This window comes from Ventrimonas faecis (assembly GCF_040096075.1).
Lineage (GTDB): Bacteria > Bacillota > Clostridia > Lachnospirales > Lachnospiraceae > Brotaphodocola > Brotaphodocola faecis.
The window spans coordinates 1-20,896 of record NZ_JBBMFJ010000005.1; the positions used below are offsets into that span (position 1 = coordinate 1).

Here is a 20,896-nt window from a genome sequence, read left to right on the forward strand (position 1 = left end):
ATTCCTCGATAGCTCAGTCGGTAGAGCACGCGGCTGTTAACCGCGCTGTCGTAGGTTCAAGTCCTACTCGGGGAGCTGGTCTGAAAGGGCCTCAAGGTTTCGGACCTTTAGCTCAGTTGGTTAGAGCAACCGGCTCATAACCGGTCGGTCCTGGGTTCGAGTCCCTGAAGGTCCATTTTCAATTCCAACTTCATTTATATTTTGGCCTGGTGGCTCAGCTGGTTAGAGCGCCGCCCTGTCACGGCGGAGGTCGTGGGTTCGAACCCCATCCGGGTCGCTGATCTTTTACAGATCATTACAATTTCATATTGTAAAAGGGGTCTTAGCTCAGCTGGGAGAGCATCTGCCTTACAAGCAGAGGGTCATAGGTTCGAGCCCTATAGGCCCCATTTGGCGAGTCAGCCATAGATGCCGCAGTGGCGGAACTGGCAGACGCACAGGACTTAAAATCCTGCGGGACTAATCTCCCGTGCCGGTTCGATTCCGGCCTGCGGCATTACGTGAAAAGGTATTTCTGTATTTACAGAGATACCTTTTTTTGTTACGCTGTATACAGAACAGGAGGCAGAGAGATATGATCAGAAAAGCAGGACAGGAACTGGTTCTTTATTATAATCCGGAAGCTTCATCCAAGGTGATGAAATTAAAAGGAGTATTGGTGCGTATGGGAGTGCGTATCCGCAATGTGGCACCGGAGCAGGTGACAGAAACCGTGGGAGCGCTTGCGGGGATTTCCGGCTATAAGCGTGCGGAGCAGGAGACAGCGCCAGATGCGGCACGGAACGCTGAAGAAACAGAATCGGATGCAGGTGTACTTCCTGTCATTCCGGAGGAGATGCTGGTGATGCATGGTTTTACCGGCCGCCGGATCGACGAACTTCTGCTGGGACTTCGAAAGGCCGGAGTACCGAAGGTGGAACTGAAGGCGATTGTGACGGAGAGTAATGCCGGCTGGACCTTCTATCATCTGTATGAAGAAATCAAAGAAGAACATGAGCGCATGAAACAGATGGAGAAAGAGCAGGGAAAGGCATAACATGAGAATGTACGGCAGAAAAAGAAAGGCGTGACATGAGAATGTGTGACAGGGAAAAACAGCACCGGAATCTGGAAAACGGGAACGGGACGGGCTGCGCGAGTCAGAAAACGGGGTGGGGCCGCGTGAAACGGGCGGCGTTAACATTCCTGCTTTTCAGTATGGCGGCTCTGACGGCCTGTGCGCCGGCCGAAACGCCGAAACCGCAGGAAAAGACGGTTTTGCAGCTCTGGCATTACTGGGACCGGGAAGACTCCAGACAGTGCCTGGCAAAGCTGATCCGGGAATTCAATGAGACGCATGAAGATATTGAAATCCAGGCAAACTATATTGCCGACGAGGACTTCAAGAAGCGTCTGGTGCTGGCGGCATCTGAGGGCGAGCAGCCAGATCTGGCCGTTGTGGATTCCTCCGATATTCAGTACTATGATAAAGTCGGGATTCTGGAGGATCTGTCAACGGAGATCCGGGAAGAGGATTATCTTTCGAGGGCGCTGATCAGCTGCCGTACCAAGGATGGGCGGATCGTAGGGCTTCCGCTGGGGTTAAACTGCCTGATTTTTTATTATAATGAAGATATTTTAAAGCAGGCGGGGGTAAAGCCACCGAAAACGCTGGAGGAGTTTGTGACGGCCGCGGAGGCGGTTACCTCAGATCGGGTGTCGGGCTGCGCGTTTCCGGCGCTGCAGAGTGAGGAGAGCAGCTACTGTTTTCTGCCAATTCTCTGGAACTATGGAGGAAGCCTTGCCCAGATTGATTCTCCGGCAGGAAAAGCGGCCTTTGGCTTTTTAAAGCAGCTTGCGGAAAACGGTGCTCTCAGCGAAGATAATGTCAATATGACGATCTCTGATATTGTGTGGGAGTTTGCGAATGAAAACATTGCCATGGCGTTTATGACCTCCAGTTATGAAAATGAGATCCGGGAGAAAAATCCCAATTTGAATTTTGCCGTGGCAAAGCTGCCTTGTGGGGAGAATTCCATTACGATCAGCGGAGGCGAGGTGCTTACGGTGACCTGCAGGGAACACGAAGAGATTGCAAGAGAGTTTGTGCGGTTTATGGAACAGGCGGAGCAGGCAGAGGAATGCCTGGACAGCATGGGGTATCTGGCGGCCCGCAGGGATCTTTTAAAAAAGCAGATCCAGGACGATCCGGCTAAAAAGGATTACTGGAATTATCTGGAGCAGGCGAAGCTCAGGGAAATGAAAGCATACTGGCCTTCTCTTTCCATGGAAATTGCAAAGAGCATTAACCGGGTGATCCTGGGGCAGGATGCGCCGGATGAGTTAGAGCAGCTTTCCGAACGGATTAGCCGGATCAGGAGGGAAAACTATGAAAAAGAGTAGAAGTCTTCGGTCCATGATTTTTTTTCTGGCTGTGGTACTGATTATTCCGATTCTTTGCTTTTCCCTTTATCTTCAGGCGCAGACTTGGCGGACCATGAAGAATAACCTGCAGCGGGAGCTGGAGGGAGAACTGAATACCGCCAACCATACGCTGCAGATGGTTATGGACAAGTATGACATGGTGCTTTATGATTTCTGTACCAATGATGAGATCATAGAGCTGGTGGAGGAAATCAATGAGTCAGAGAAGCCTTCTGACGCGGTGAAATATCAGATCCGCCGCAGTCTGGCCCACATCTGCAACCGGAATGCCGGAGTGGAGGGAATTACCCTGATCACGGAATCTGGTACAATCTGCTTTTATGATAAGGAGGCTGCCTCCTTTGTCTCTACAAAATGGGCAAACCGGATTCCGGCAGTGGATATGCAGGATCAGATGGCGGTGTACCGGGGGAGTTCTTATGTGCTGGAAACAGAGAACCGGCCGGTCCATATGCTTCAGCTGGCCAGGCGTCTGGCAGATTACCGGAACATGAACCGCCAGATCGGTACGGTGATTCTCAGCGTGGATCAGTCTGTGCTGTGGGAGGATATCCAGGTCAGTGACAAATCCACGGTGTATGTCTGTGAAGCGGACCAGATCATCGCGGCCGCGGATCCGGCAGAGATCGGAACCAGCATTTCTTTAAAGCCGCAGCGCGGCTACCGGGTGCTGGAGACAAGGAATGATAAAACCGGCTGGGATGTGTACCATTTTTATTCTAAGGTGCGGTATGACCAGCTGGTAAAAGCCAATATCGGGATTGGCCTGGGGTCACTGGTGGCACTGACGCTGCTGTCGATGATGCTGATCACCCTCATGACCAGGCCGGTGCTGGATCTGGTGGGCCGGCTGGTGTATGCCATGTCGGAAATTGAAAATGGTGATTTTGATGTTCAGATTCCCGGCGTGGAACATCCGACCAATGAAGTAGAACGCATTGCGGCAGGCTTTAATGAGATGTCAGGCCAGCTAAAGCAGCTGGTAGAGACGGTGAAGCAGTCCACGGTGGACCAGAAAAACGCGGAGCTGCAGGCCATGGAGGCCCAGATTGACCCACATTTTCTGTACAATACACTGGACACGATCAACTGGAAGGCGCTGGAACACGATGAATTTGAGATCAGCAATATGGTGGGCGCACTGGCAGATATCCTGCGCTACTCCATCCGGAATCCGGGGGATATGGTGAGCATCGGCCAGGAATTGTCGTGGCTGGACCGCTATATTATGCTGCAGAAAGAGAAGCTGGACCAGCCGCTCAGCGTGGTCACGGATGTGCCGGAGAAACTTATGGGATACCGGATTCACAAGCTTCTTTTGCAGCCCTTTGTGGAGAATGCCATCAACCACGGGTTTCGCCGGATGAGCAGGCCCTGCCGGATCGAAATATCTATGAAGCTTGCCGGAGAGCAGTTTTATATCCGGATCCGGGACAATGGCTGCGGTATTCCACCGGACCTTGTAGAGGAGTTAAACAATAAGAACAGCAGCGACGGGCATCATGTGGGTGTGGCGAATGTAAGAAAGCGCCTGGAACTCTATTATAGTGATGACCATGAGATGTATTTTGAGAGCCGGGAAGGCCAGGGAACCAGTGTGCATTTGTTTATCCGCGCGGTGCGGGGAGGTGGTCAGAATGAAGATAATCATAGTGGAAGATGAAAAATCAATCCGGAACGGTCTGGTGAAGATGCTGCCGAAGCTGGATCCGGAATATGAGGTTGTGGGTTCGGCCAAGGACGGTCTGGAAGGATATCAGCAGATTCTGGCTGAGCAGCCGGATCTGGTGATCATGGATATTGAGATGCCGGAGATGGATGGCCTGACGATGCTGGAGAAGCTGCGGGAGACCGGATTTACCGGAAAGGCAGTGGTACTGACAGCCTATTCGGACTTTTCCTACGCAAAGCGCGCCATTGAGCTTGGCATTGAAAATTATCTGTTAAAGCCCATCAAGATTGACGAACTGAAAAAGACTCTGGGGGCAGTCAGCGCCTCTCTAAAGCAGGAAGCGGGTACCCGCAAGATTCAGGAGAAACTGTTATCCTTAGAGCAGATCTTCCGGTCTGCGCTCCTGGCGGAACTGACGGTGGATGAGGAACTGGAGGCCTATGCGGAAAATACCTATGGTCTTAACAGTCACGGTACCTTTGGCATTCTGATGGCTTACTTAAGTGATTATTATGATGGCTATTACGAACCGGCAGAGCGTTTTTTAGAGCCATATCTGAACACGGGAAGCGAGTATTCAGTCTGCATGCTGACTACGGTGCGCCACCGGTCTATTGTGGTCATCTTTTACAATATGAAGGATCCGGAAAAGATCCGCAGCTGGTGTGAAAAGCTGGTGGTTCCATCGGCCTACAGCAATCTGGAGCATCCGCCGATCTTTGGCTGGACCGTTTGTCAGGGACTGACGGAGCTTGCTTCTGGTTTTGAGAAGCTGGAGGAGGCCCGGATGTGGAAATTGTGTTTCCCGGAGGGCAGGCTGATGACGGAGGAGGAGCTCAGTGCCGCCCGGACAGTGCCGTTAAAATACTCTCTGGATCTGGAGTCCCAGTTAAAGCAGGCGGTGGTAAAGCGGGACCGGGAGGCCTACGACCGCATACTGGAGCAGACCATTGCATATTGTGTAGAGGAGCCTCATCATCCGGATGAGATCCGTGAGGCCTGGACAAGGCTGGTGGTGGCCATGATCACGGTGTCAGATTCCATGGGACGGGTGACGGACAACATCTCCATGCGTCATATTGTGGGGGAGCTGTCCCAGGCCATTTCCTGGCAGCGTATCCGCGAGCTGATGCAGAGTTTCTATGATGAGATCACCGGAACGCAGGAGCAGCCGGAGAGCGTCAGCCTGCTGGTGAAGCGGGCATTGTCCATGATCGAGACCTATTACAATCAGGGCATCACCCTGGAGGAGCTGGCAGAGCGCCTCTGCGTAACGGATGAATATTTAAGTATGCTGATCAAAAAAGAAACGGGCATGTCCTTTACGGAGACCGTGCGGAAAATGCGCATTGAGCGGATCAAAGAGCTGCTTCTGCACTCCGGACTGAAGCTGAACCAGATCGCGGAAATGGTTGGATATTCCGATCCAAAGTATATGAGTAAGGTATTTAAGGAAGAGGTTGGCATGCTTCCGGCACAGTTTCGGAAACAGAATCATTGACAAAGGAATAACACCTTAAATAGTTACTCCTTTTTTAAAAATTTCCTCTTTGCATTTCTGACGAAAATGGTAGAATAATGTCAACATAAAGAAGATGACATCATACAGATTGACTATATTAGATTTTAAATCAGATTTAGAAGGAGTGATTTTTATGAGAGAGATGAATCTGACATTCCGTAACCCGGATGAGGTACTTGATTTTGTAAAGACTGTAGAGCAGTATCCGTTTGACATGGATCTCTGCCGCGGAAGTGTTGTGGTAGACGCAAAATCCCTGCTGGGAATTATGAATCTTGGCTTCAACCAGACTGTAAATTTAAAGATTTACAGCAATGACTGCAGCGAGCTTTTCCACAACATCGAGAAGTACAAGGCAGCATAACTTCAGGAGACTTTCAATTTATTTGTTCCCCCATACCAGACAGAGTAGCTTCGGCTATTCTGTCTTTTATTTTGCGGAAAATTGTGGTAGAATCCATATAATTACGTTACTTACAAGAAGAAAGATGAGGAGAAATGAAATGTATAAGATTGTTTCACGGTTGCTGATCTACGGCGATATGCCGAAGGATACCATTCTGATGGAGCTGGCCGACATCATCCGCAAGGCGGACGACAAGAGCCAGACAAAGGAGGAGCTGGTTACCAGAACCTTTACCCAGATCAAGCACTTGCTTCAGGTGGCAACGGATTATGCGTTTGATAAGAACTTATGGCAGAATTACCTGACCTTCCTGCTGATCACCAACGAGAATCCCTTCAGCATCACCTGCGAGAAGGTTGGCGCGAATGAAGGAAGTGTCAATTATTTTGCGAAAAGTGATTTCAAGGCATTTATGGAGCTGTTCCATTATGATTTCAGCGCGCTGGAAGAGTACCTGGGCATTGACTGCTTTACCCGCCTGTCAAACTACAAGGCTATTGGCAAGAAGGAGCTGATGTACAATAAAAACGTCAGCGAGAAGGTGCGGATGTTAAGCGAGAAGCTGGCGGCAGCAGCAGATGAGGATGAATTTTTCGATGCGGTGACCGGTTTTTACAAGGCGTATGGTGTTGGCATGTTCGGTCTCAACAAGGCATTCCGTATCCAGTCCAGAGAGGATGGCGGCGTGAACTTCTGCGCCATCAACAACATGGATGCCGTTATGCTGGATGATCTCATCGGTTACGAGATTCAGAAGAAAAAGCTGGTTGACAATACTCTTGCCTTCGTGGAAGGCAAGAAAGCCAACAACGTGCTGCTGTTCGGTGACAGCGGTACCGGTAAGTCCACCAGCATCAAGGCTATCGTCAACGAGTTTTATGATCAGGGCCTGCGCATGATTGAGATCTACAAACACCAGTTTAAGGATCTGTCTGCTGTGATCGCCCAGATCAAGAACCGCAACTACCGTTTCATCATTTATATGGATGATCTGTCTTTCGAGGAGTTTGAGATTGAGTACAAGTTCTTAAAGGCAGTCATTGAGGGCGGCGTGGAGACCAAGCCGGACAACATCCTGATCTACGCAACCTCCAACCGCAGACACCTGATCAAGGAGAACTGGAGCGACCGCGACGATGTGGAGAGCCAGAACGGCATGCACCGCTCCGACACCATGGAGGAGAAGCTGTCTCTGGTAAACCGTTTCGGCGTGACCATCAACTACTCCAAGCCGTCCCAGAAGGAGTACTTCAACATTGTGGTAGAGCTGGCACACCGCGCAGGCCTTACCATGTCCGACGACGAGCTTCGTGCGGAAGCCAACAAGTGGGAGTTAAGTCACGGCGGAATTTCCGGACGTACTGCGCAGCAGTTTATCAATTATCTGCTGGGAACCGTATAAAAATCATCTGGAAATCAAACAGTGCAGGGCTGAAGAATGGCGTAGTTAAGCCATTTTTCGGCCCTGCAGAAAAATACGAAAAAAATTAAAAAAAAGTTTAAAAAAAGTGTTGACAAAATGGGAAATCTACGGTATCATATACATCGTTGCAGCGAACAAGAGCTCAACAAACTAAATAATATGTGTGCGTAGCTCAGCTGGATAGAGCACTTGGCTACGGACCAAGGTGTCGGGAGTTCGAATCTTCTCGCGCACGTATCAGAATCCCTTATTTTAAGGGAAAAATGAAAAAGGTATCCTCTTCGGAGGGTGCCTTTTTTCGTCCTGACTAACATTTGACTAACGTTTTTTCGGGCTCATTTTCGGTGCTTTTGGGCTTCACCGAAAGAAGATTTTCCAGGGCATCGGAAGCAATTTCCATGACGCTTGCCGGAACCGAAATAATCCGGTTGGAAGATTCGGTTTTTGTTTCCTTTGTGACAGCCTTGCCATTGATCTGGCTGGTGCTCTTGGTGATGGAAAGGGTATTGCGGGTAAAATCAAAATTGCTCCACTGCAGGGCGGTCAGTTCTCCGCGGCGGTATCCATGTCCAGGAAGTATACTCCGATGGCTTCTGTCAGCAGTGGGTTATTCATATCGTTCTTCTTTAATCGAATTTGACAAATAAGTTAAATTGACTTATAATACACTTAACAAGACAGCCAGTAAGGGAGGTGAAGGCTCCCCGTCCTGGCGAATGTTGAACTAAAAAATAGTCGTCAGCTTACCAGGGCAGGACGGCTATTTTTTATGGGTATAAGTAAGGATTGCCACGATCAGTGTTGCTACAGATACGATAAGCTGTAATTCCTCATATGTACTCATAAGGCATCACTCCCTTCCAAGACTCAGGGCGGGAAAGCCATGGCCGCTCTACTGGCTGCCCGGTTAAGTGTATTACGTTGTCAATGTGCTGACCGGATTAGCACGGTTCGTCTGGATCGTCCTTTTCCTGAGCTTTCAGGCTCTTCATAAATTCGATGTGCGCCTTCAGGCGTTCCGGTGGAATGTCTCTGGCCACATGGAAGAGCGTGCGGAGCTCCGGGTTCTCAAAAGCTTCCTGGGCAATCTGGCGGGTCTCATCGTTGAGGTAGTAGGGGGCGTCGGATGCTTCTGAAAGAGGTTCTGGATCAATTAAAAATGTCTTATCTACATTAAAGTAATCAGCTAATTTCTGAATTTTTCCCATACGAGGTAAAGCAATTCCCTGACACCAAGTATTAAACGTTTGTGGTGAAACGGAAATAGAATCAGCAACTTCTCTTTGAGTTTTTCCGTTTTTTTCTAAAAGAGTTAAAAGATTTTTTGCGAAAATTTTTTTCTGTTCTATATCGGTCATAATCAATACCTCCTCTACTTCATATAATACAATATAATTTTATTTTTTTTTAACTAAAAGTAAAAAAAATTTGATTTCAGTATTGGAATCAAATTAAATTTGATATATACTAATATCGTAGCAAGGAGATAGCAGGAGGAGAATGGATATGAGTTTAAAGTACGTTTTGCTGGATAAGAAGGATGGAATCGCAACCATCACATTTCACCGTCCGGAGGCGCTGAACGCGCTCAACAGCGAGGTGCTGGCTGATCTGGATGCTGCAGTGGACGACGTGATCGCGGATGATGAGGTGCGCGTAGTTGTCTTTACCGGCGAGGGTAAATCCTTTATTGCCGGCGCGGACATCAAGGAGATGGATGGCTGTGTGGGACTGGACATTGTGAATTATTCCCGAAAGGGTGTGGAGATTTTCCGCAAGATTGAACTGATGACCAAGCCGACCATTGCGGCTGTGAATGGTTATGCGTTTGGCGGCGGCTTTGAGTTCGTTCTTTGCACGGATATCCGCTTTGCCTGCAGCAAGGCAAAATTCCGTCTCCCGGAGGTAACCCTCGGCATTGTTCCGGGCTTCAATGGTACACAGCGCCTTCCAAAATGCATTGGCATGAACAAGGCAAAAGAAATTCTGTTTACTGGAAAAATGCTGACCGCAGCAGATGCGCTGGAGCTTGGAATTCTGAATCATGTAACGGAGCCGGAACAGCTGATGGATGAGGTTTATGCGATGGCAAAACAGATTGCGGATAATTCCGCGTCGGCTATTTCTCTGGTGAAGGCTGCCGTCAACGCCGGTGCGGATATGGATATCGACATCGGAAAGAACATCGAGCTGGGCTATATGGCTGCATGCTTCGGCACACCGGACCAGATTGAAGGATTTAACTCGTTTAAGGAGAAGAGAGCGGCGAAGTTCCGGTAGGATATAGCAATATTATAAAGTAACGAAAATGCCAGGGGCGCTGAATTGACGCCACCTGGCATTTTCTGTACGGGAATAAATTTTTATTTGTCAATGCGGAATCCATAGTACGCGTTCATGCCGTGTTCATGGATATCCAGTCCGTCTAACTGCTCCTGATCGGTGACGCGGAGTCCGAAAATCTTGTCAATGAGCTTGAAGACAATAAACATGGTCACGCCGGTCCAAAGGAGGACGGAGCCGACACCGGTGAGCTGTAACAGGAGTTGGTGAACGCCGCCGCCGTAGAACAGTCCGTTGATCTCGCAGGACGGTGCAGAGGTGGTGGCGAAGAGGCCGACTGCGATGGTGCCCCACAGGCCGTTGCAGAAGTGAACGGCTACAGCACCTACCGGGTCATCGACGCGGATTACATAATCACAGAACCAGACGCCGAAGCATACCAGAAGTCCGGAAACGACACCTACGAAGAAAGCACCCATGGCATCCATGGTGTCACAGCCTGCGGTGATGCCGACCAGGCCAGCCAGGGAAGCGTTCAGACACATAGAAACATCCGGTTTGCCATATTTTACCCAGGTGAAGATCATACAGGTAACAGTTGCGATAGCCGGTGCAATGGTGGTAGTTGCAAAGATAGAAGCCAGCTGCGGGCCGTTGGTTGCGGCAGCACCATTGAAGCCGTACCAGCCAAACCAGAGGATGAAGCAGCCTAGGGCACCGATGACAACGTTATGTCCCGGAATTGCGTTCGGGGTGCCGTCTTTATTGTATTTGCCAAGACGCGGGCCCTCCATCCAGGCACCGATCAGTGCGCTGAAGCCGCCTACCATATGGATGGCACAGGAACCTGCGAAATCATGGAAGCCCATCTGAGAGAGCCAGCCGCCGCCCCAGATCCAGTGTGCTTCAATCGGATAAACAACGGCAGAAATGATGCCGGAATAAATACAGTAAGATAAGAAATTGGTACGCTCTGCCATGGCACCGGAAACGATGGTAGCGGTGGTAGCGCAGAACACCAGGTTGAATACGAAGTTAGACCAGTCAAAATGCGCGTAATCGGTGATGATGCCGAGGGTCGGGATTCCAATGAAGCCGCCCAGCGCATCCTCACCGAGTAAAATTCCAAAGCCAAGGAACATAAATACGACAGTTCCGATACAGAAATCCATGAGGTTCTTCATGATGATGTTGCCGGCGTTTTTTGCCCGGGTGAAACCGGTCTCTACCATAGCGAAACCAGCCTGCATGAAGAATACGAACGACGCACCGATCAGAAACCAGATGCCAAATACTTCACTTAAGATATTTTCCATAATCGTGACCTCCTTGTATGTTACAGGCCAGATGTTCTCTCTCTACATAATAGAAGAAGGAGATAAGGGTGGGGGGCCGTTATCTCCTTCGATAATCACTGGTCTGTATGAAATTTGATACGAATGCGTTCTGCCAGAAGTGGGGGATCAGCAGAATGCGAGGATGTTAGAGTGCTTCATTGCCGCGCTCGCCGGTACGGATTCGTACAGCATCCTGTACATCGTAGAGGAAAATCTTACCATCACCGTAATTACCGGTGGTGATCTGTTCGGTTACCTTGCTGATGATCGCTTCTACAATATCCTCAGCAACAACGGTTTCTACCTTCACCTTTGGGAGAAGATTGACCGTGTATTTGGTACCGCGGTACATTTGCGTGTAGCCCTTCTGCGTGCCGTAACCCATAATGTTACTGATCATAAGACCATGGGCGCCACAGCTGTCCAGAATTCCTTTTAAGTCTTCCAGCTTTTCGGGTTTGATGATGATTTCCAGCTTTTTCATACAACCAGCCTCCTTAACTGTAATGGGGATATGTATTTATTTCCTATACCGCAGATACAGGGGGGAGAACAAAGTTTTTATATTAGAGAAGTGTACTGATACGTAAAAAAAGGGCGCTCCAGTGATTCACCGGAACGCCTTTGTTCTTGCATCTGCGATATACGAAATAAATATGTGCCTTATTATAGGCAAAGTTTTTTTGAATGTCAATTATATTTTTTTGCGCCATCTTAACATACTTTTGTCAAAATGTTACAAAAGCGAAAAGAATGCCAAAATTCCTTGCAGATTTTAAGAACTCGCACTATAATATACTGTATACAATGTAACACGAAAATACAATCGGAGAAAAACAATGATAAAGCATTTGAGCCTCAAGGCATATGGCAAGATCAATCTGGGACTTGATGTACTGCGCAGACGCGAAGATGGCTATCACGATGTGCGCATGATCATGCAGACGGTCGGCATTTTCGACCGGGTCGATCTGATCCGGAAAGAGGAGCCGGGAATTCAGGTGGAAACAAACCTGTATTATCTTCCTACCAATGAAAATAACCTGGTTTACAAAGCAGCCAAGCTTCTGATGGATGAATTTCAGGTTCAGGAGGGACTTCTGATCCGCCTGCGCAAGTTCATCCCGGTGGCGGCCGGTATGGCGGGCGGCAGCAGTGACGCGGCGGCGGTTCTGTTTGGCGTGAATAAGATGTTCCGCCTTGGCCTGACCACGGAAGAACTGATGGAGCGTGGCGTGAAGATCGGCGCGGATGTTCCTTATTGTATCTTAAGAGGAACTGCCCTTTCCGAGGGCATCGGCGAGGTGCTGACGAAGCTTCCTCCGGTACCCCAGTGTCAGGTGCTGGTGGCAAAGCCGGGAATCAATGTTTCTACGAAATTTGTATATGAAAATCTCCATGCCAATGACCTTAAGCCGGAACAGCATCCGGACATTGACGGCATGATTCAGGCCATCCAGGATCAGGATCTGCAGGGCATTGCCGGAAAGCTGGGTAATGTGCTGGAAACCGTTACCGTAAAGGAGTATCCGGTTATTCAGAAAATCAAGGATAAAATGCTGGAATTCGGTGCCATCGGTTCCCTGATGAGCGGAAGCGGCCCGACGGTGTTCGGACTTTTCACGAATCCAAAGGTAGCGCAGGAAGCTTATGAGGAGCTGCGCTACGGCGAGTCGGAAGGACTGGCGAAACAGGTGTATTTAACGAATTTTTACAATCAGAAAGAGGAGAAAAATCATGGAAAACAAGCTTAAGGTAAATATGAATGAATATCTTCCGCTGCGCGATGTTGTGTTCAACACCCTGCGCCAGGCAATTTTAAAGGGCGAGCTGGAGCCAGGTGAGCGCCTGATGGAGATTCAGCTTGCAGACCGTCTGGGCGTCAGCCGTACCCCAATCCGTGAAGCCATCCGCAAACTGGAGCTGGAGGGCCTGGTTCTTATGATTCCGCGTAAAGGTGCTGAGGTTGCAAAAATTTCCGAGAAGAGCCTGCGCGATGTGCTGGAGGTACGCCGTTCCCTGGAGGAGCTTGCCATTGAGCTTGCCTGCCAGCGTATGACCGAGGACGACATCAAAGAGCTGGAAGAGGCACAGGAGGCATTCCGCACAGCCATCCAGAGCGCCGATGCCATGACCATTGCAGAGACCGATGAGCATTACCATGATATCATTTACAACGGAACTGGCAACAACCGCCTGGTTCAGATCTTAAATAACCTGCGCGAGCAGATGTACCGCTACCGCCTGGAGTACATCAAGGACGCCGACAAGCGCCAGATTCTGGTAGTGGAGCATGACTACATCCTGAAAGCCATCCGCTCCAGACATGTGGCAGAGGCCAAGAAAGCCATCCGTGAGCATATTGATAATCAGGAGATTACTGTATCACGGAATATCAAAGAGCAGCAGTAAAGAAAAGTGAAATCGCAGAACCCGCAAGGCAGATTCCGAATTGCCTGCGGGTTCTTTTCATGTCTGAAAATGGATGTCCGGTTGCGTGAAACGGCCCGGATATGGTACAATTTTGCCAGAATTATGATTTATGAAAAGAGGAAAACGCGTGGGAAAGATAGCACTTCTGGTGTCCAGGGAGGAGATGATCCACCAGGCCCATAACATTTTGCAGGAGAAAAAATTTGAGATCCAGGAAATGCGGGTGATCCACACCGAGGATACCGTTATGGAGGCGCGCCGTTCCATTGCGGACGGGGCTACCATTATCATTGCCCGCGGCCTGCAGGCATCCATCATCAAGCAGTACACCGATACGCCTGTTGTTGAGATTGTACTGACAGCGCAGGAGATGGCGCTTCTTGTCATGCGCGCGAAGCAGATTGCCGGGAAAGAGAAGCCGGTGGTTGCGGTGGTCGGCTTCCGCAACATGTTCTGCGACATGTCCTATTTTGATGAACTTTATAATATTGAACTGAAAACTTATTTCGCGGATCAGGGGACGGAACTTCCGGTGGCGGTACGCAGGGCTATTTCTGACGGGGCGGATGTGGTAATTGGCGGTGATACGGCGGTTTCCATCGCGACGGAAGCAGGTGTGCCATCCCTCTTCCTTTCCATGACCGAGGATTCCATGCGCCAGGCATTCTCCACGGCGGAAAACATGGAATACGCCATGAACGTGGAGAAGAAAACGGCGGCCCAGCTGGAAACCCTTCTGGATTACTCTTACAGCGGTGTCATCCGTCTGGATGGAAGTGGTGTGATCACGGCAGTGAATCCGTTGATGGAGGATATGATCGGAAAGACGGAAGGAGAACTGAAGGGCCAGAACATTCGCAAGGCGGCTCCCATGATCGGGGAGGAAGCGTGGAACCGGGTGTTCGGAGAGGGCGAAGACTATTCCCTGTTTTTTGAGTGGGGCGGAACTCCTATTTTCGCAGTGCTGGCACCGGTTCTCTATGAGTCCCGGGTAGACGGTGCGATTATCACCTGCCATAAAATGAAGAAAAAGACGGTGACACCGGAAAAATCCAGGGGAAACCAGAAAAGGGAAAACAGCCGGGTACTTCCTCCGCTGGTCCAGTTTGAGGATATTCTGCAAAAGTCCAAGGCCATGCAGGAATGTATCCGCAAGGCAAACCTGTATGCGCTTTCGGAGCATCCGGTGGTGCTGATCGGGGAACCGGGAACAGAGAAACGAATGTTGGCGGAGAGTATTCACAACAGCAGTATCCGCGCCCAGGGCCCGTTTCTGGATGTGCCGTGCGAGGGCTTATCCGGGGAAGAACAGAAGGATATGATCTTTGGAAACCGGGGAGCCGTGCTGCAGGTGCAGGGAGGAACACTGCTGATCCGGGATGTGGAAAAACTGACAGCAGCAAACCAGTACCGGCTTTACCAGCTGGTCCGCTTTCATGTGTGCCACGGAACGGATATCGCGAGCCTGCGCAAGGTAGATGTGCGGGTCATGGTTACGACAGGGTATCCGCTGTCGGAATTAATGGCAGAGGGCAAACTCAGTCCGGATCTTTATTATCTGCTTTCCGGGCTGGAATTGTTTGTCCCACCGCTTCGGGAGCGCCGGGAAGATCTGCAGGATAAGATCGAGGACACGATTCATGACTGCTGTGAGCATTATTCCCGGTACCATGTGCTGACCAGAGGCGCCATGGAAATCCTTATGAATTACCCCTGGAAGGGAAACCTGTTCCAGATCGAGAGCTTCTGCGAGCGCCTGATCCTGATGGCAGGAAAACGTTCCATTGACGAGGTGGCAGTGCGCAGACTGTTAGAGGAGCTGTATCCGGAGCGGATTCTGGGCCGCAGCAGTACGCAGGAAAAGGCAGCGGACTGTATACAGGAACAAAAGCCGGATATCCTGCCGGATGAGGCCGTGAAGATCCGGGAACTGCTGCATAAATATAGCGGCAGCCGCGAGAAGACCGCCCAGGCCTTAGGCATCAGCAAAGCAACGCTGTGGCGGCATATGAAGAAATATGGAATCGAAAAAGACTGATGAGAAAATGCGATCAAAAGGCGTTAAGAAACCTTGATCCGCATAGTGAATGAATGCGAAAAGATACAAAAATGAAATGAAACGAATTAAAAGTGAAATAAAATTGCAAAAATATCACATTTGCATTATTTTAAACCTTGAATTTGGACATTCTGCCTATTGTTTGGCGCGGAGCGTTTGATTATAATGCAGACATAAGCTGACAGAGAGAAATGCGAGAGCACAAATCCTGTCAGGGAAACCAAAAGAAGATTTACTTTTTTTAAAGAAAGAGAGGAATTCAAAATGAAAATTGGATTTATCGGATTAGGTATCATGGGCAGACCGATGGCAAAGAACCTGATTAAAGCAGGCCACGAGCTGACCGTTTTTGATTTCAATAAAGAAGCAGTAGCAGACCTGGTATCCTGCGGCGCAGCAGCAGCAGAGAGCAACAAAGACCTTGCTTCCAAGGTAGACGTTGTTATCACCATGGTTCCGAACTCTCCGCAGGTAAGAGCAGCAGTTCTTGGTAAAGACGGTGTTGTTGAGGGTGCAAAAGAGGGTCTTGTCCTGATCGACATGAGCTCCATCGACCCAACCGAGAGCAAGAAGATCGGCGCTGAGCTGGCTGAGCACGGCATCGAGATGTTGGACTGCCCGGTATCTGGTGGTGAGCCGAAGGCAATCGACGGTACCATCTCCGTTATGTGCGGTGGCAAGAAAGAGCTGTTCGACAAGTACTATGACATGCTGATGGCTATGGCTGGTTCTGTAGTTTACGTTGGTGACCTTGGTTCCGGTAACGTAGCTAAGCTGGCTAACCAGATGATCGTTGCAATCAACATTGCAGCTGTATCTGAGGCTCTGACCTTCGCTAAGAAAGCAGGCACCGATCCTGAGTTAGTATACCAGGCAATCCGCGGTGGTCTGGCTGGATCTACCGTTATGGATGCTAAGGCTCCGATGATGTTAGCTGGCAACTACAAGCCGGGCTTCCGTATCGAGCTTCACATCAAGGACCTGAACAACGCTCTGAACGCAGCTCACGCTATCAGCTCCCCGGCTCCGTTAACCGCTGAGATGATGGAGATCATGCAGTTCTTAAGATCTGAGGGTTGTGACAAAGACGATCACTCCAGCATCGTTAAGTACTACGAGAAGATTTCTGGTACCAGCATCGTTAAATAATTTTACCAGATTAAATAATTTAAAAAGTCATCATGCGCTGCTGCTTACGGATCCGTGGGCAGCAGCGTTCAGATAAGGCGTCATGTGCGCTGGAAGGAGATAGTATGAATACAGATTTTATTAAGGGCGTAGTTGTCCCGATGATCACCCCGATCGACAAAGACGAGCTGATTGATGAAGCTGCAATCCGCAGCCAGGTTGATTATGTAATCGATGGCGGCGTAAGCGGCATCCTGTTATTCGGCAGCAACGGTGAGTTCTATGTAGTAGAAGAGGACGAGATGGAGAGAGGCTTAAAGATCGTTGTAGATCAGGCCGCTGGACGTGTTCCGGTATACTTCGGTATCGGTGCGATCAGCACTAAGAAGTGCATCCGTCTTGCAAAGATGGCAGTAGCAAACGGCGCAGCAAGCGTATCTGTTCTGCAGCCGATGTTCTTAAAGCCAACTGAGACCGAGCTGTTCACTCACTTCAAAGCAATCGCAGACGCAATTCCGGAGACTCCGGTACTGCTTTACAACAACCCGGGACGTGTAGGCTACACCCTGTCCGCTAACCTGGTTGAGAGACTGGCTCATGAGGTTCCGAACATCGTAGGTATGAAGGATACCAGCGGTGACATCACCCAGACTTCTGAGTTCATCCGCAGAAACAGAGACGTAGACTTCAAGGTATTCGGCGGCAAAGATACTCTGCTGTACGCTTCCATGTGCCACGGCGCAGTTGGTGGTGTATGTACTGCAGCAAACTTCATGCCGGAGCTGATCACCGACGTATACAACAAATACGTTGCCGGTGACCTTCAGGGTTCCCTTGAGGCTCAGTTCAAATTAAACCCGGTACGTCTGTCCATGGACGGCGCAAGCTTCCCGGTAGCAGCAAAGGATATGGCTAACTTACGCGGCCGCAACATCGGTCTTCCGTACACCCCGAACCTGGCTACTCCGGAAGGTCCGGTATTAGACAAGATCAAAGCTGAGATGACCAAGGCTGGCCTGCTCTAATCTTTAACTGAATACCAATTACGGCATTGATGATGGACCGGCGATTCTTCTGGAATGCCGGTCCGTCTTTTGTTATAATAAATAGAAACAAACGAACATTGATTCACTCATGTAGAAGGAGGATTTATGAAATTACTGTTTGCTTCCGATTCTTTCAAGGGAACTTTATCTTCTGACCAGATCATCAAACTGTTAAACGAGTCTGCACAGCGCATTTTCCCGGGCTGCGAGACCGTTGGTGTTCCGGTGGCAGACGGCGGTGAGGGAACCGTTGACGCTGTCATTGCAGTAACCAAGGGCGACTACCGCAAGGTGAAAGTTCATGGACCGCTCATGGAGGAGACCGAGGCTTCCTACGGTGTGTTCCACGGCGACTGCGCTATCATCGAGATGGCTGCAGCATCCGGACTTCCGATGGTTCCGAACGAGAAGAGAAATCCGTTAAACACCACCACCTACGGCACCGGCGAGCTGATTAAGGACGCTCTGGATCACGGTTACCGCAAGCTTTCCATCGCAATTGGCGGCAGCGCTACCAACGATGGCGGCATGGGCGCTATGAGCGCACTGGGCGTTCGTTTTCTGGATGCGCAGGGCAATGTGCTGACCGGTGTTGGCTCTGACCTGGAGAAGGTTGCTGATATCGATGTAAGCGGTCTGCATCCGGCAGTTGCTGAGGCTGAGATCACCGTTATGTGCGACGTAACCAACCCGTTAACCGGTCCGGACGGCGCAACCTACACCTTCGGCAAGCAGAAGGGCGGCACTCCGGAGATTCTGGACCGTCTGGAAGCTGGCATGAAGAACTATGCAGCAGTGATGCGTGCAAAGGGCATGGATGTTGAGAATAAGGAAGGCGCAGGCGCAGCAGGCGGCCTGGGTGCAGCTCTTTGCGGTTTCTTAAAAGCAAACTTAAAATCCGGTATTGAGACTGTGCTGGATCTGATCGACTTTAACGGCCTGTTAGAGGGTACCGATCTGGTTGTAACCGGTGAGGGCCGCATTGACTGGCAGTCCGCATTCGGTAAGGTACCGAGTGGTATCGGTATGCGCTGCAAGGCAAAGGGCGTTCCGGCAGTTGCCATCGTAGGAGGTATGGGCGATGGAGCAGAGAAGATCTACGAGTTTGGCGTAGAGAGTATTGTTCCGACCATCAATGGCGCCATGGATATTGAAGAGGCTCTGGAGCGCGCAGAGGAGCTTTACGCAAACGCTGCAGACAGAACCTTCCGCATGATCCGCGTTGGCATGCAGATGAAATAAATATTACGGAAACTGAACGATTCAGGTTTTGTTGTGTGGCCGGTCAGCAAGTGACCGGCCATATTTATGAGAGCGACGGAAGAAGGGAGAGACACAATGGACATCAGTAACTTATGGACTCTGCAGGTCATGATGTTTTTTTTGGTGGCTGCAGGGGCAGTTTTAAAGAGTACGGGAATTTTAAAGGATGACGCCAAAGGAATCTTAACGGATCTGGTTCTGTATTTTTTCCTGCCCTGCAATATCATCAATTCTTTCCGGATGGAGTTCAATCTGGAAATTCTGAGAAAATTTGCTGTGGTTCTGGCAATTTCCCTGCTGGTGCAGTTGGTATGCTATATCCTCAGCAAGGTTCTGTATAATCATAAGCCGAAGGAAGTAAAGCGTGTCATGCAGTACTGCACCATCGTTTCCAACTCCGGTTTCCTGGGACTGCCGATTGCGCAGGGAATTTACGGTGCGGAGGGCATGATGTACGCGTCCATCTTCATCATTCCGATGCGCGTTATGATGTGGTCCGCCGGTATTGCCTGTTTCACGGAGAGCCCGGACATGAAGAGCGTGGTGAAGAAGCTGGTTGTACATCCATGCATTGTGGCTGTCTATATCGGACTGGGACTGATGATTTTTCAGGCTCCGCTAAACCAGGTGTACAACGCCGTGCTGAACTGCGGCATTCCACTGGTGCCGGATCTTGTAAAGGTGTTTCTCGGCGCGCTGGATAAAGGCGTGCGCTCGGCTGGAGGCTGTACCACAGCCATGACCATGGTACTGATCGGCATGATGTTCTCCGGAATGTCTTTGCGCAGTATGCTGGATAGCAACACCTTGTTTATCTCGGCGCTGCGCCTGGTGATTCTGCCGGCATTGCTGCTTGCAGGATGCCGCCTGGCAGGAATTGATCCGTTCCTGACTGGTGTATGCCTGCTGATCACAGGTATGCCGGCCGGTAGTACCTCCGCAATTCTGGCAGCAAAATACGGCTGCGATTATACCTTTGCAACCAAATGTATCGTCGTTTCGACGCTGCTCTCCCTGATCTCCATTCCGGTATGGGCAATGATCCTGGGGTAAGTGAAAGAAAATCTAGAGTTATTCCGGTTGCTAAAAAAATGGGAATCTATTATAATTGTGATAGAAATGACAGAATATTTGCATACATGAACCCAGAATTCAGAGAGTCAGAGAGAGGGGGAATTATGATACCACAGGAAACGATGAGCAGCGAAGAAATTTATGAGGATTTATGTAATAAAATAGAAAAACTGGTTTATCTGCCGGGGGATAAGATCAGTGAGAATGAACTTTGCAAACAGTATGGGGTTTCCCGGCATATCATCCGGACAGCCATTGGCCGCCTGAAGGAGCGGACGCTTCTGACTGTGTATCCGCAGAGGGGCACGTTTGTGAGCCTGATCGACATGAAAGCGGTGGAACTGATCCTGTTTATCCGGGAGTCCGTGGAGCAGGAGGCAACCAGGCTTTTGCAGTTCGAGACCCAGGAGGTCCGGGACCGGATGGGGGAAAATATGAAGGCGTGCATTGAGCGCCAGCGGGCGGCCATATCCGAGAACATTGATATGGATGCGTTTTATGCGCTGGACAACGAATTTCATGGCTGTCTTCTGGAGGCAGTGGGAAAGAAAGACGTGATGGAGATCATCCGGGAGGATTATATTCATTTCCGGCGCTGGCGGAATTTTGATGTGGTCAGGACCGGACGGCAGGCAGAAATCATAGAGGAGCATACCGCACTGATGAATGCCCTGATGAAGAATCAGACGAAGGAAGCACATGAGATTCTGCACCGGCATCTGAATACTACCAACCGCCTGCGCTATATCCGGGAGAAGGTGGCACCGGAATATTTTATCTACCACTAAAATAGACAAAAGCGGAAAATGAAAATCAGCAGTATTGA

At 49.9% G+C, this 20,896-nt stretch carries 17 protein-coding genes, 6 tRNA genes and 2 pseudogenes; 21 read left to right on the forward strand and 4 right to left on the reverse strand.

The window, feature by feature from the left end:
- Positions 1-2 precede the first annotated feature (2 nt).
- The 12 genes from WMO41_RS03730 to WMO41_RS03785 all read left to right on the forward strand — a co-directional run bounded on the left by WMO41_RS03730 (position 3) and on the right by WMO41_RS03785 (position 7,682).
- A tRNA-Asn gene (locus WMO41_RS03730) sits at positions 3-75 on the forward strand.
- A 26-nt stretch (positions 76-101) separates the two neighbouring features.
- Positions 102-175, forward strand: a tRNA-Ile gene (locus WMO41_RS03735).
- Between the two features lie 28 nt (positions 176-203).
- A tRNA-Asp gene (locus tag WMO41_RS03740) sits at positions 204-277 on the forward strand.
- A 39-nt stretch (positions 278-316) separates the two neighbouring features.
- Positions 317-389 (forward strand) — tRNA-Val (locus WMO41_RS03745).
- A gap of 21 nt (positions 390-410) precedes the next feature.
- A tRNA-Leu gene (locus WMO41_RS03750) sits at positions 411-496 on the forward strand.
- Between the two features lie 78 nt (positions 497-574).
- Positions 575-1,036 (forward strand): DUF3783 domain-containing protein, encoded by a 462-nt coding sequence (locus WMO41_RS03755; RefSeq protein ID WP_349228620.1) that lies wholly within the window; start codon positions 575-577, stop codon positions 1,034-1,036.
- Between the two features lie 41 nt (positions 1,037-1,077).
- Complete coding sequence (locus WMO41_RS03760; RefSeq protein WP_349228621.1) at positions 1,078-2,382, forward strand: ABC transporter substrate-binding protein; 1,305 nt, start codon at positions 1,078-1,080, stop codon at positions 2,380-2,382.
- The gene (locus WMO41_RS03765; protein ID WP_349228622.1) at positions 2,369-4,087 is read left to right on the forward strand and encodes a sensor histidine kinase; all 1,719 of its coding nucleotides are present in this window, start codon (positions 2,369-2,371) and stop codon (positions 4,085-4,087) included. Before WMO41_RS03760 ends, WMO41_RS03765 begins: the two co-directional genes overlap by 14 nt.
- Positions 4,062-5,597, forward strand: coding sequence for a response regulator transcription factor (locus WMO41_RS03770; protein WP_349228623.1), 1,536 nt, complete (start codon positions 4,062-4,064; stop codon positions 5,595-5,597). Before WMO41_RS03765 ends, WMO41_RS03770 begins: the two co-directional genes overlap by 26 nt.
- Before the next feature lie 154 nt (positions 5,598-5,751).
- Positions 5,752-5,982: an HPr family phosphocarrier protein gene (locus WMO41_RS03775; RefSeq protein ID WP_349228624.1), complete on the forward strand. Its 231-nt coding sequence runs from the start codon at positions 5,752-5,754 to the stop codon at positions 5,980-5,982.
- 139 nt (positions 5,983-6,121) lie between these two features.
- A complete protein-coding gene (locus WMO41_RS03780; protein ID WP_177292697.1) occupies positions 6,122-7,426 on the forward strand; it encodes a DUF815 domain-containing protein in 1,305 nt (434 codons plus the stop codon).
- A 182-nt stretch (positions 7,427-7,608) separates the two neighbouring features.
- Positions 7,609-7,682, forward strand: a tRNA-Arg gene (locus tag WMO41_RS03785).
- A 525-nt stretch (positions 7,683-8,207) separates the two neighbouring features.
- Here WMO41_RS03785 and WMO41_RS15900 read toward each other — a convergent pair.
- Both WMO41_RS15900 and WMO41_RS03790 read right to left on the reverse strand, forming a co-directional pair.
- Entirely contained in the window at positions 8,208-8,291 is an 84-nt protein-coding gene (locus tag WMO41_RS15900) for a putative holin-like toxin (RefSeq protein WP_350340412.1), read from the reverse strand.
- 97 nt (positions 8,292-8,388) lie between these two features.
- A complete protein-coding gene (locus WMO41_RS03790; RefSeq protein ID WP_349228625.1) occupies positions 8,389-8,805 on the reverse strand; it encodes a helix-turn-helix transcriptional regulator in 417 nt (138 codons plus the stop codon).
- Between the two features lie 148 nt (positions 8,806-8,953).
- Between WMO41_RS03790 and WMO41_RS03795 the strand changes: the two genes are divergently transcribed.
- Positions 8,954-9,727, forward strand: coding sequence for an enoyl-CoA hydratase/isomerase family protein (locus WMO41_RS03795; protein ID WP_349228626.1), 774 nt, complete (start codon positions 8,954-8,956; stop codon positions 9,725-9,727).
- 92 nt (positions 9,728-9,819) lie between these two features.
- On the opposite strand, the pseudogene WMO41_RS03800 reads toward WMO41_RS03795, so the two are convergent.
- Positions 9,820-11,046, reverse strand: a pseudogene (locus WMO41_RS03800) (ammonium transporter); the annotation flags it as partial.
- A gap of 166 nt (positions 11,047-11,212) precedes the next feature.
- Positions 11,213-11,551, reverse strand: a complete 339-nt coding sequence (locus WMO41_RS03805) for a P-II family nitrogen regulator (RefSeq protein ID WP_349228627.1) — start codon at positions 11,549-11,551, stop codon at positions 11,213-11,215.
- A 355-nt stretch (positions 11,552-11,906) separates the two neighbouring features.
- On the opposite strand from WMO41_RS03805, the gene ispE reads away from it, so the two are divergent.
- The 8 genes and pseudogenes from ispE (at position 11,907) to WMO41_RS03845 (ending at position 20,858) form a co-directional block, all read left to right on the forward strand.
- On the forward strand, positions 11,907-12,821 hold the full coding sequence (gene ispE, locus WMO41_RS03810; RefSeq protein ID WP_349228628.1) for a 4-(cytidine 5'-diphospho)-2-C-methyl-D-erythritol kinase: 915 nt from the start codon (positions 11,907-11,909) through the stop codon (positions 12,819-12,821).
- Positions 12,805-13,479, forward strand: a complete 675-nt coding sequence (locus tag WMO41_RS03815; RefSeq protein ID WP_349228629.1) for a GntR family transcriptional regulator — start codon at positions 12,805-12,807, stop codon at positions 13,477-13,479. Before ispE ends, WMO41_RS03815 begins: the two co-directional genes overlap by 17 nt.
- 130 nt (positions 13,480-13,609) lie before the next feature.
- Positions 13,610-15,538 carry a PrpR N-terminal domain-containing protein gene (locus WMO41_RS03820; protein WP_349228630.1) on the forward strand — a complete coding sequence of 643 codons (1,929 nt, stop codon included), beginning with the start codon at positions 13,610-13,612 and terminating at the stop codon, positions 15,536-15,538.
- Between the two features lie 252 nt (positions 15,539-15,790).
- Positions 15,791-16,708: pseudogene (garR, locus tag WMO41_RS03825) on the forward strand (2-hydroxy-3-oxopropionate reductase); the annotation flags it as partial.
- 104 nt (positions 16,709-16,812) lie between these two features.
- On the forward strand, positions 16,813-17,712 hold the full coding sequence (locus WMO41_RS03830) for a dihydrodipicolinate synthase family protein (protein WP_349228631.1): 900 nt from the start codon (positions 16,813-16,815) through the stop codon (positions 17,710-17,712).
- 126 nt (positions 17,713-17,838) lie between these two features.
- Positions 17,839-18,975, forward strand: a complete 1,137-nt coding sequence (locus WMO41_RS03835) for a glycerate kinase family protein (RefSeq protein WP_349228632.1) — start codon at positions 17,839-17,841, stop codon at positions 18,973-18,975.
- Positions 18,976-19,071: 96 nt separating this feature from the next.
- Positions 19,072-20,049 (forward strand): AEC family transporter, encoded by a 978-nt coding sequence (locus WMO41_RS03840; protein ID WP_349228633.1) that lies wholly within the window; start codon positions 19,072-19,074, stop codon positions 20,047-20,049.
- A gap of 125 nt (positions 20,050-20,174) precedes the next feature.
- Positions 20,175-20,858 (forward strand): GntR family transcriptional regulator, encoded by a 684-nt coding sequence (locus tag WMO41_RS03845; protein WP_349228634.1) that lies wholly within the window; start codon positions 20,175-20,177, stop codon positions 20,856-20,858.
- The last annotated feature ends 38 nt before the right edge of the window (positions 20,859-20,896 follow it).

Coding starts and splice junctions, on each gene's coding strand:
- WMO41_RS03775 (WP_349228624.1), top strand. CDS start 5,752: ATGAGAGAGATGAATCTGACATTCCGTAACCCGGATGAGGTACTTGAT.
- WMO41_RS15900 (WP_350340412.1), bottom strand. CDS start 8,291: ATGAGTACATATGAGGAATTACAGCTTATCGTATCTGTAGCAACACTG.
- WMO41_RS03840 (WP_349228633.1), top strand. CDS start 19,072: ATGGACATCAGTAACTTATGGACTCTGCAGGTCATGATGTTTTTTTTG.
- WMO41_RS03820 (WP_349228630.1), top strand. CDS start 13,610: ATGAAAAGAGGAAAACGCGTGGGAAAGATAGCACTTCTGGTGTCCAGG.
- WMO41_RS03780 (WP_177292697.1), top strand. CDS start 6,122: ATGTATAAGATTGTTTCACGGTTGCTGATCTACGGCGATATGCCGAAG.
- WMO41_RS03835 (WP_349228632.1), top strand. CDS start 17,839: ATGAAATTACTGTTTGCTTCCGATTCTTTCAAGGGAACTTTATCTTCT.
- WMO41_RS03770 (WP_349228623.1), top strand. CDS start 4,062: ATGAAGATAATCATAGTGGAAGATGAAAAATCAATCCGGAACGGTCTG.
- ispE (WP_349228628.1), top strand. CDS start 11,907: ATGATAAAGCATTTGAGCCTCAAGGCATATGGCAAGATCAATCTGGGA.
- WMO41_RS03805 (WP_349228627.1), bottom strand. CDS start 11,551: ATGAAAAAGCTGGAAATCATCATCAAACCCGAAAAGCTGGAAGACTTA.
- WMO41_RS03845 (WP_349228634.1), top strand. CDS start 20,175: ATGATACCACAGGAAACGATGAGCAGCGAAGAAATTTATGAGGATTTA.
- WMO41_RS03790 (WP_349228625.1), bottom strand. CDS start 8,805: ATGACCGATATAGAACAGAAAAAAATTTTCGCAAAAAATCTTTTAACT.
- WMO41_RS03765 (WP_349228622.1), top strand. CDS start 2,369: ATGAAAAAGAGTAGAAGTCTTCGGTCCATGATTTTTTTTCTGGCTGTG.
- WMO41_RS03760 (WP_349228621.1), top strand. CDS start 1,078: ATGTGTGACAGGGAAAAACAGCACCGGAATCTGGAAAACGGGAACGGG.
- WMO41_RS03815 (WP_349228629.1), top strand. CDS start 12,805: ATGGAAAACAAGCTTAAGGTAAATATGAATGAATATCTTCCGCTGCGC.
- WMO41_RS03830 (WP_349228631.1), top strand. CDS start 16,813: ATGAATACAGATTTTATTAAGGGCGTAGTTGTCCCGATGATCACCCCG.
- WMO41_RS03755 (WP_349228620.1), top strand. CDS start 575: ATGATCAGAAAAGCAGGACAGGAACTGGTTCTTTATTATAATCCGGAA.
- WMO41_RS03795 (WP_349228626.1), top strand. CDS start 8,954: ATGAGTTTAAAGTACGTTTTGCTGGATAAGAAGGATGGAATCGCAACC.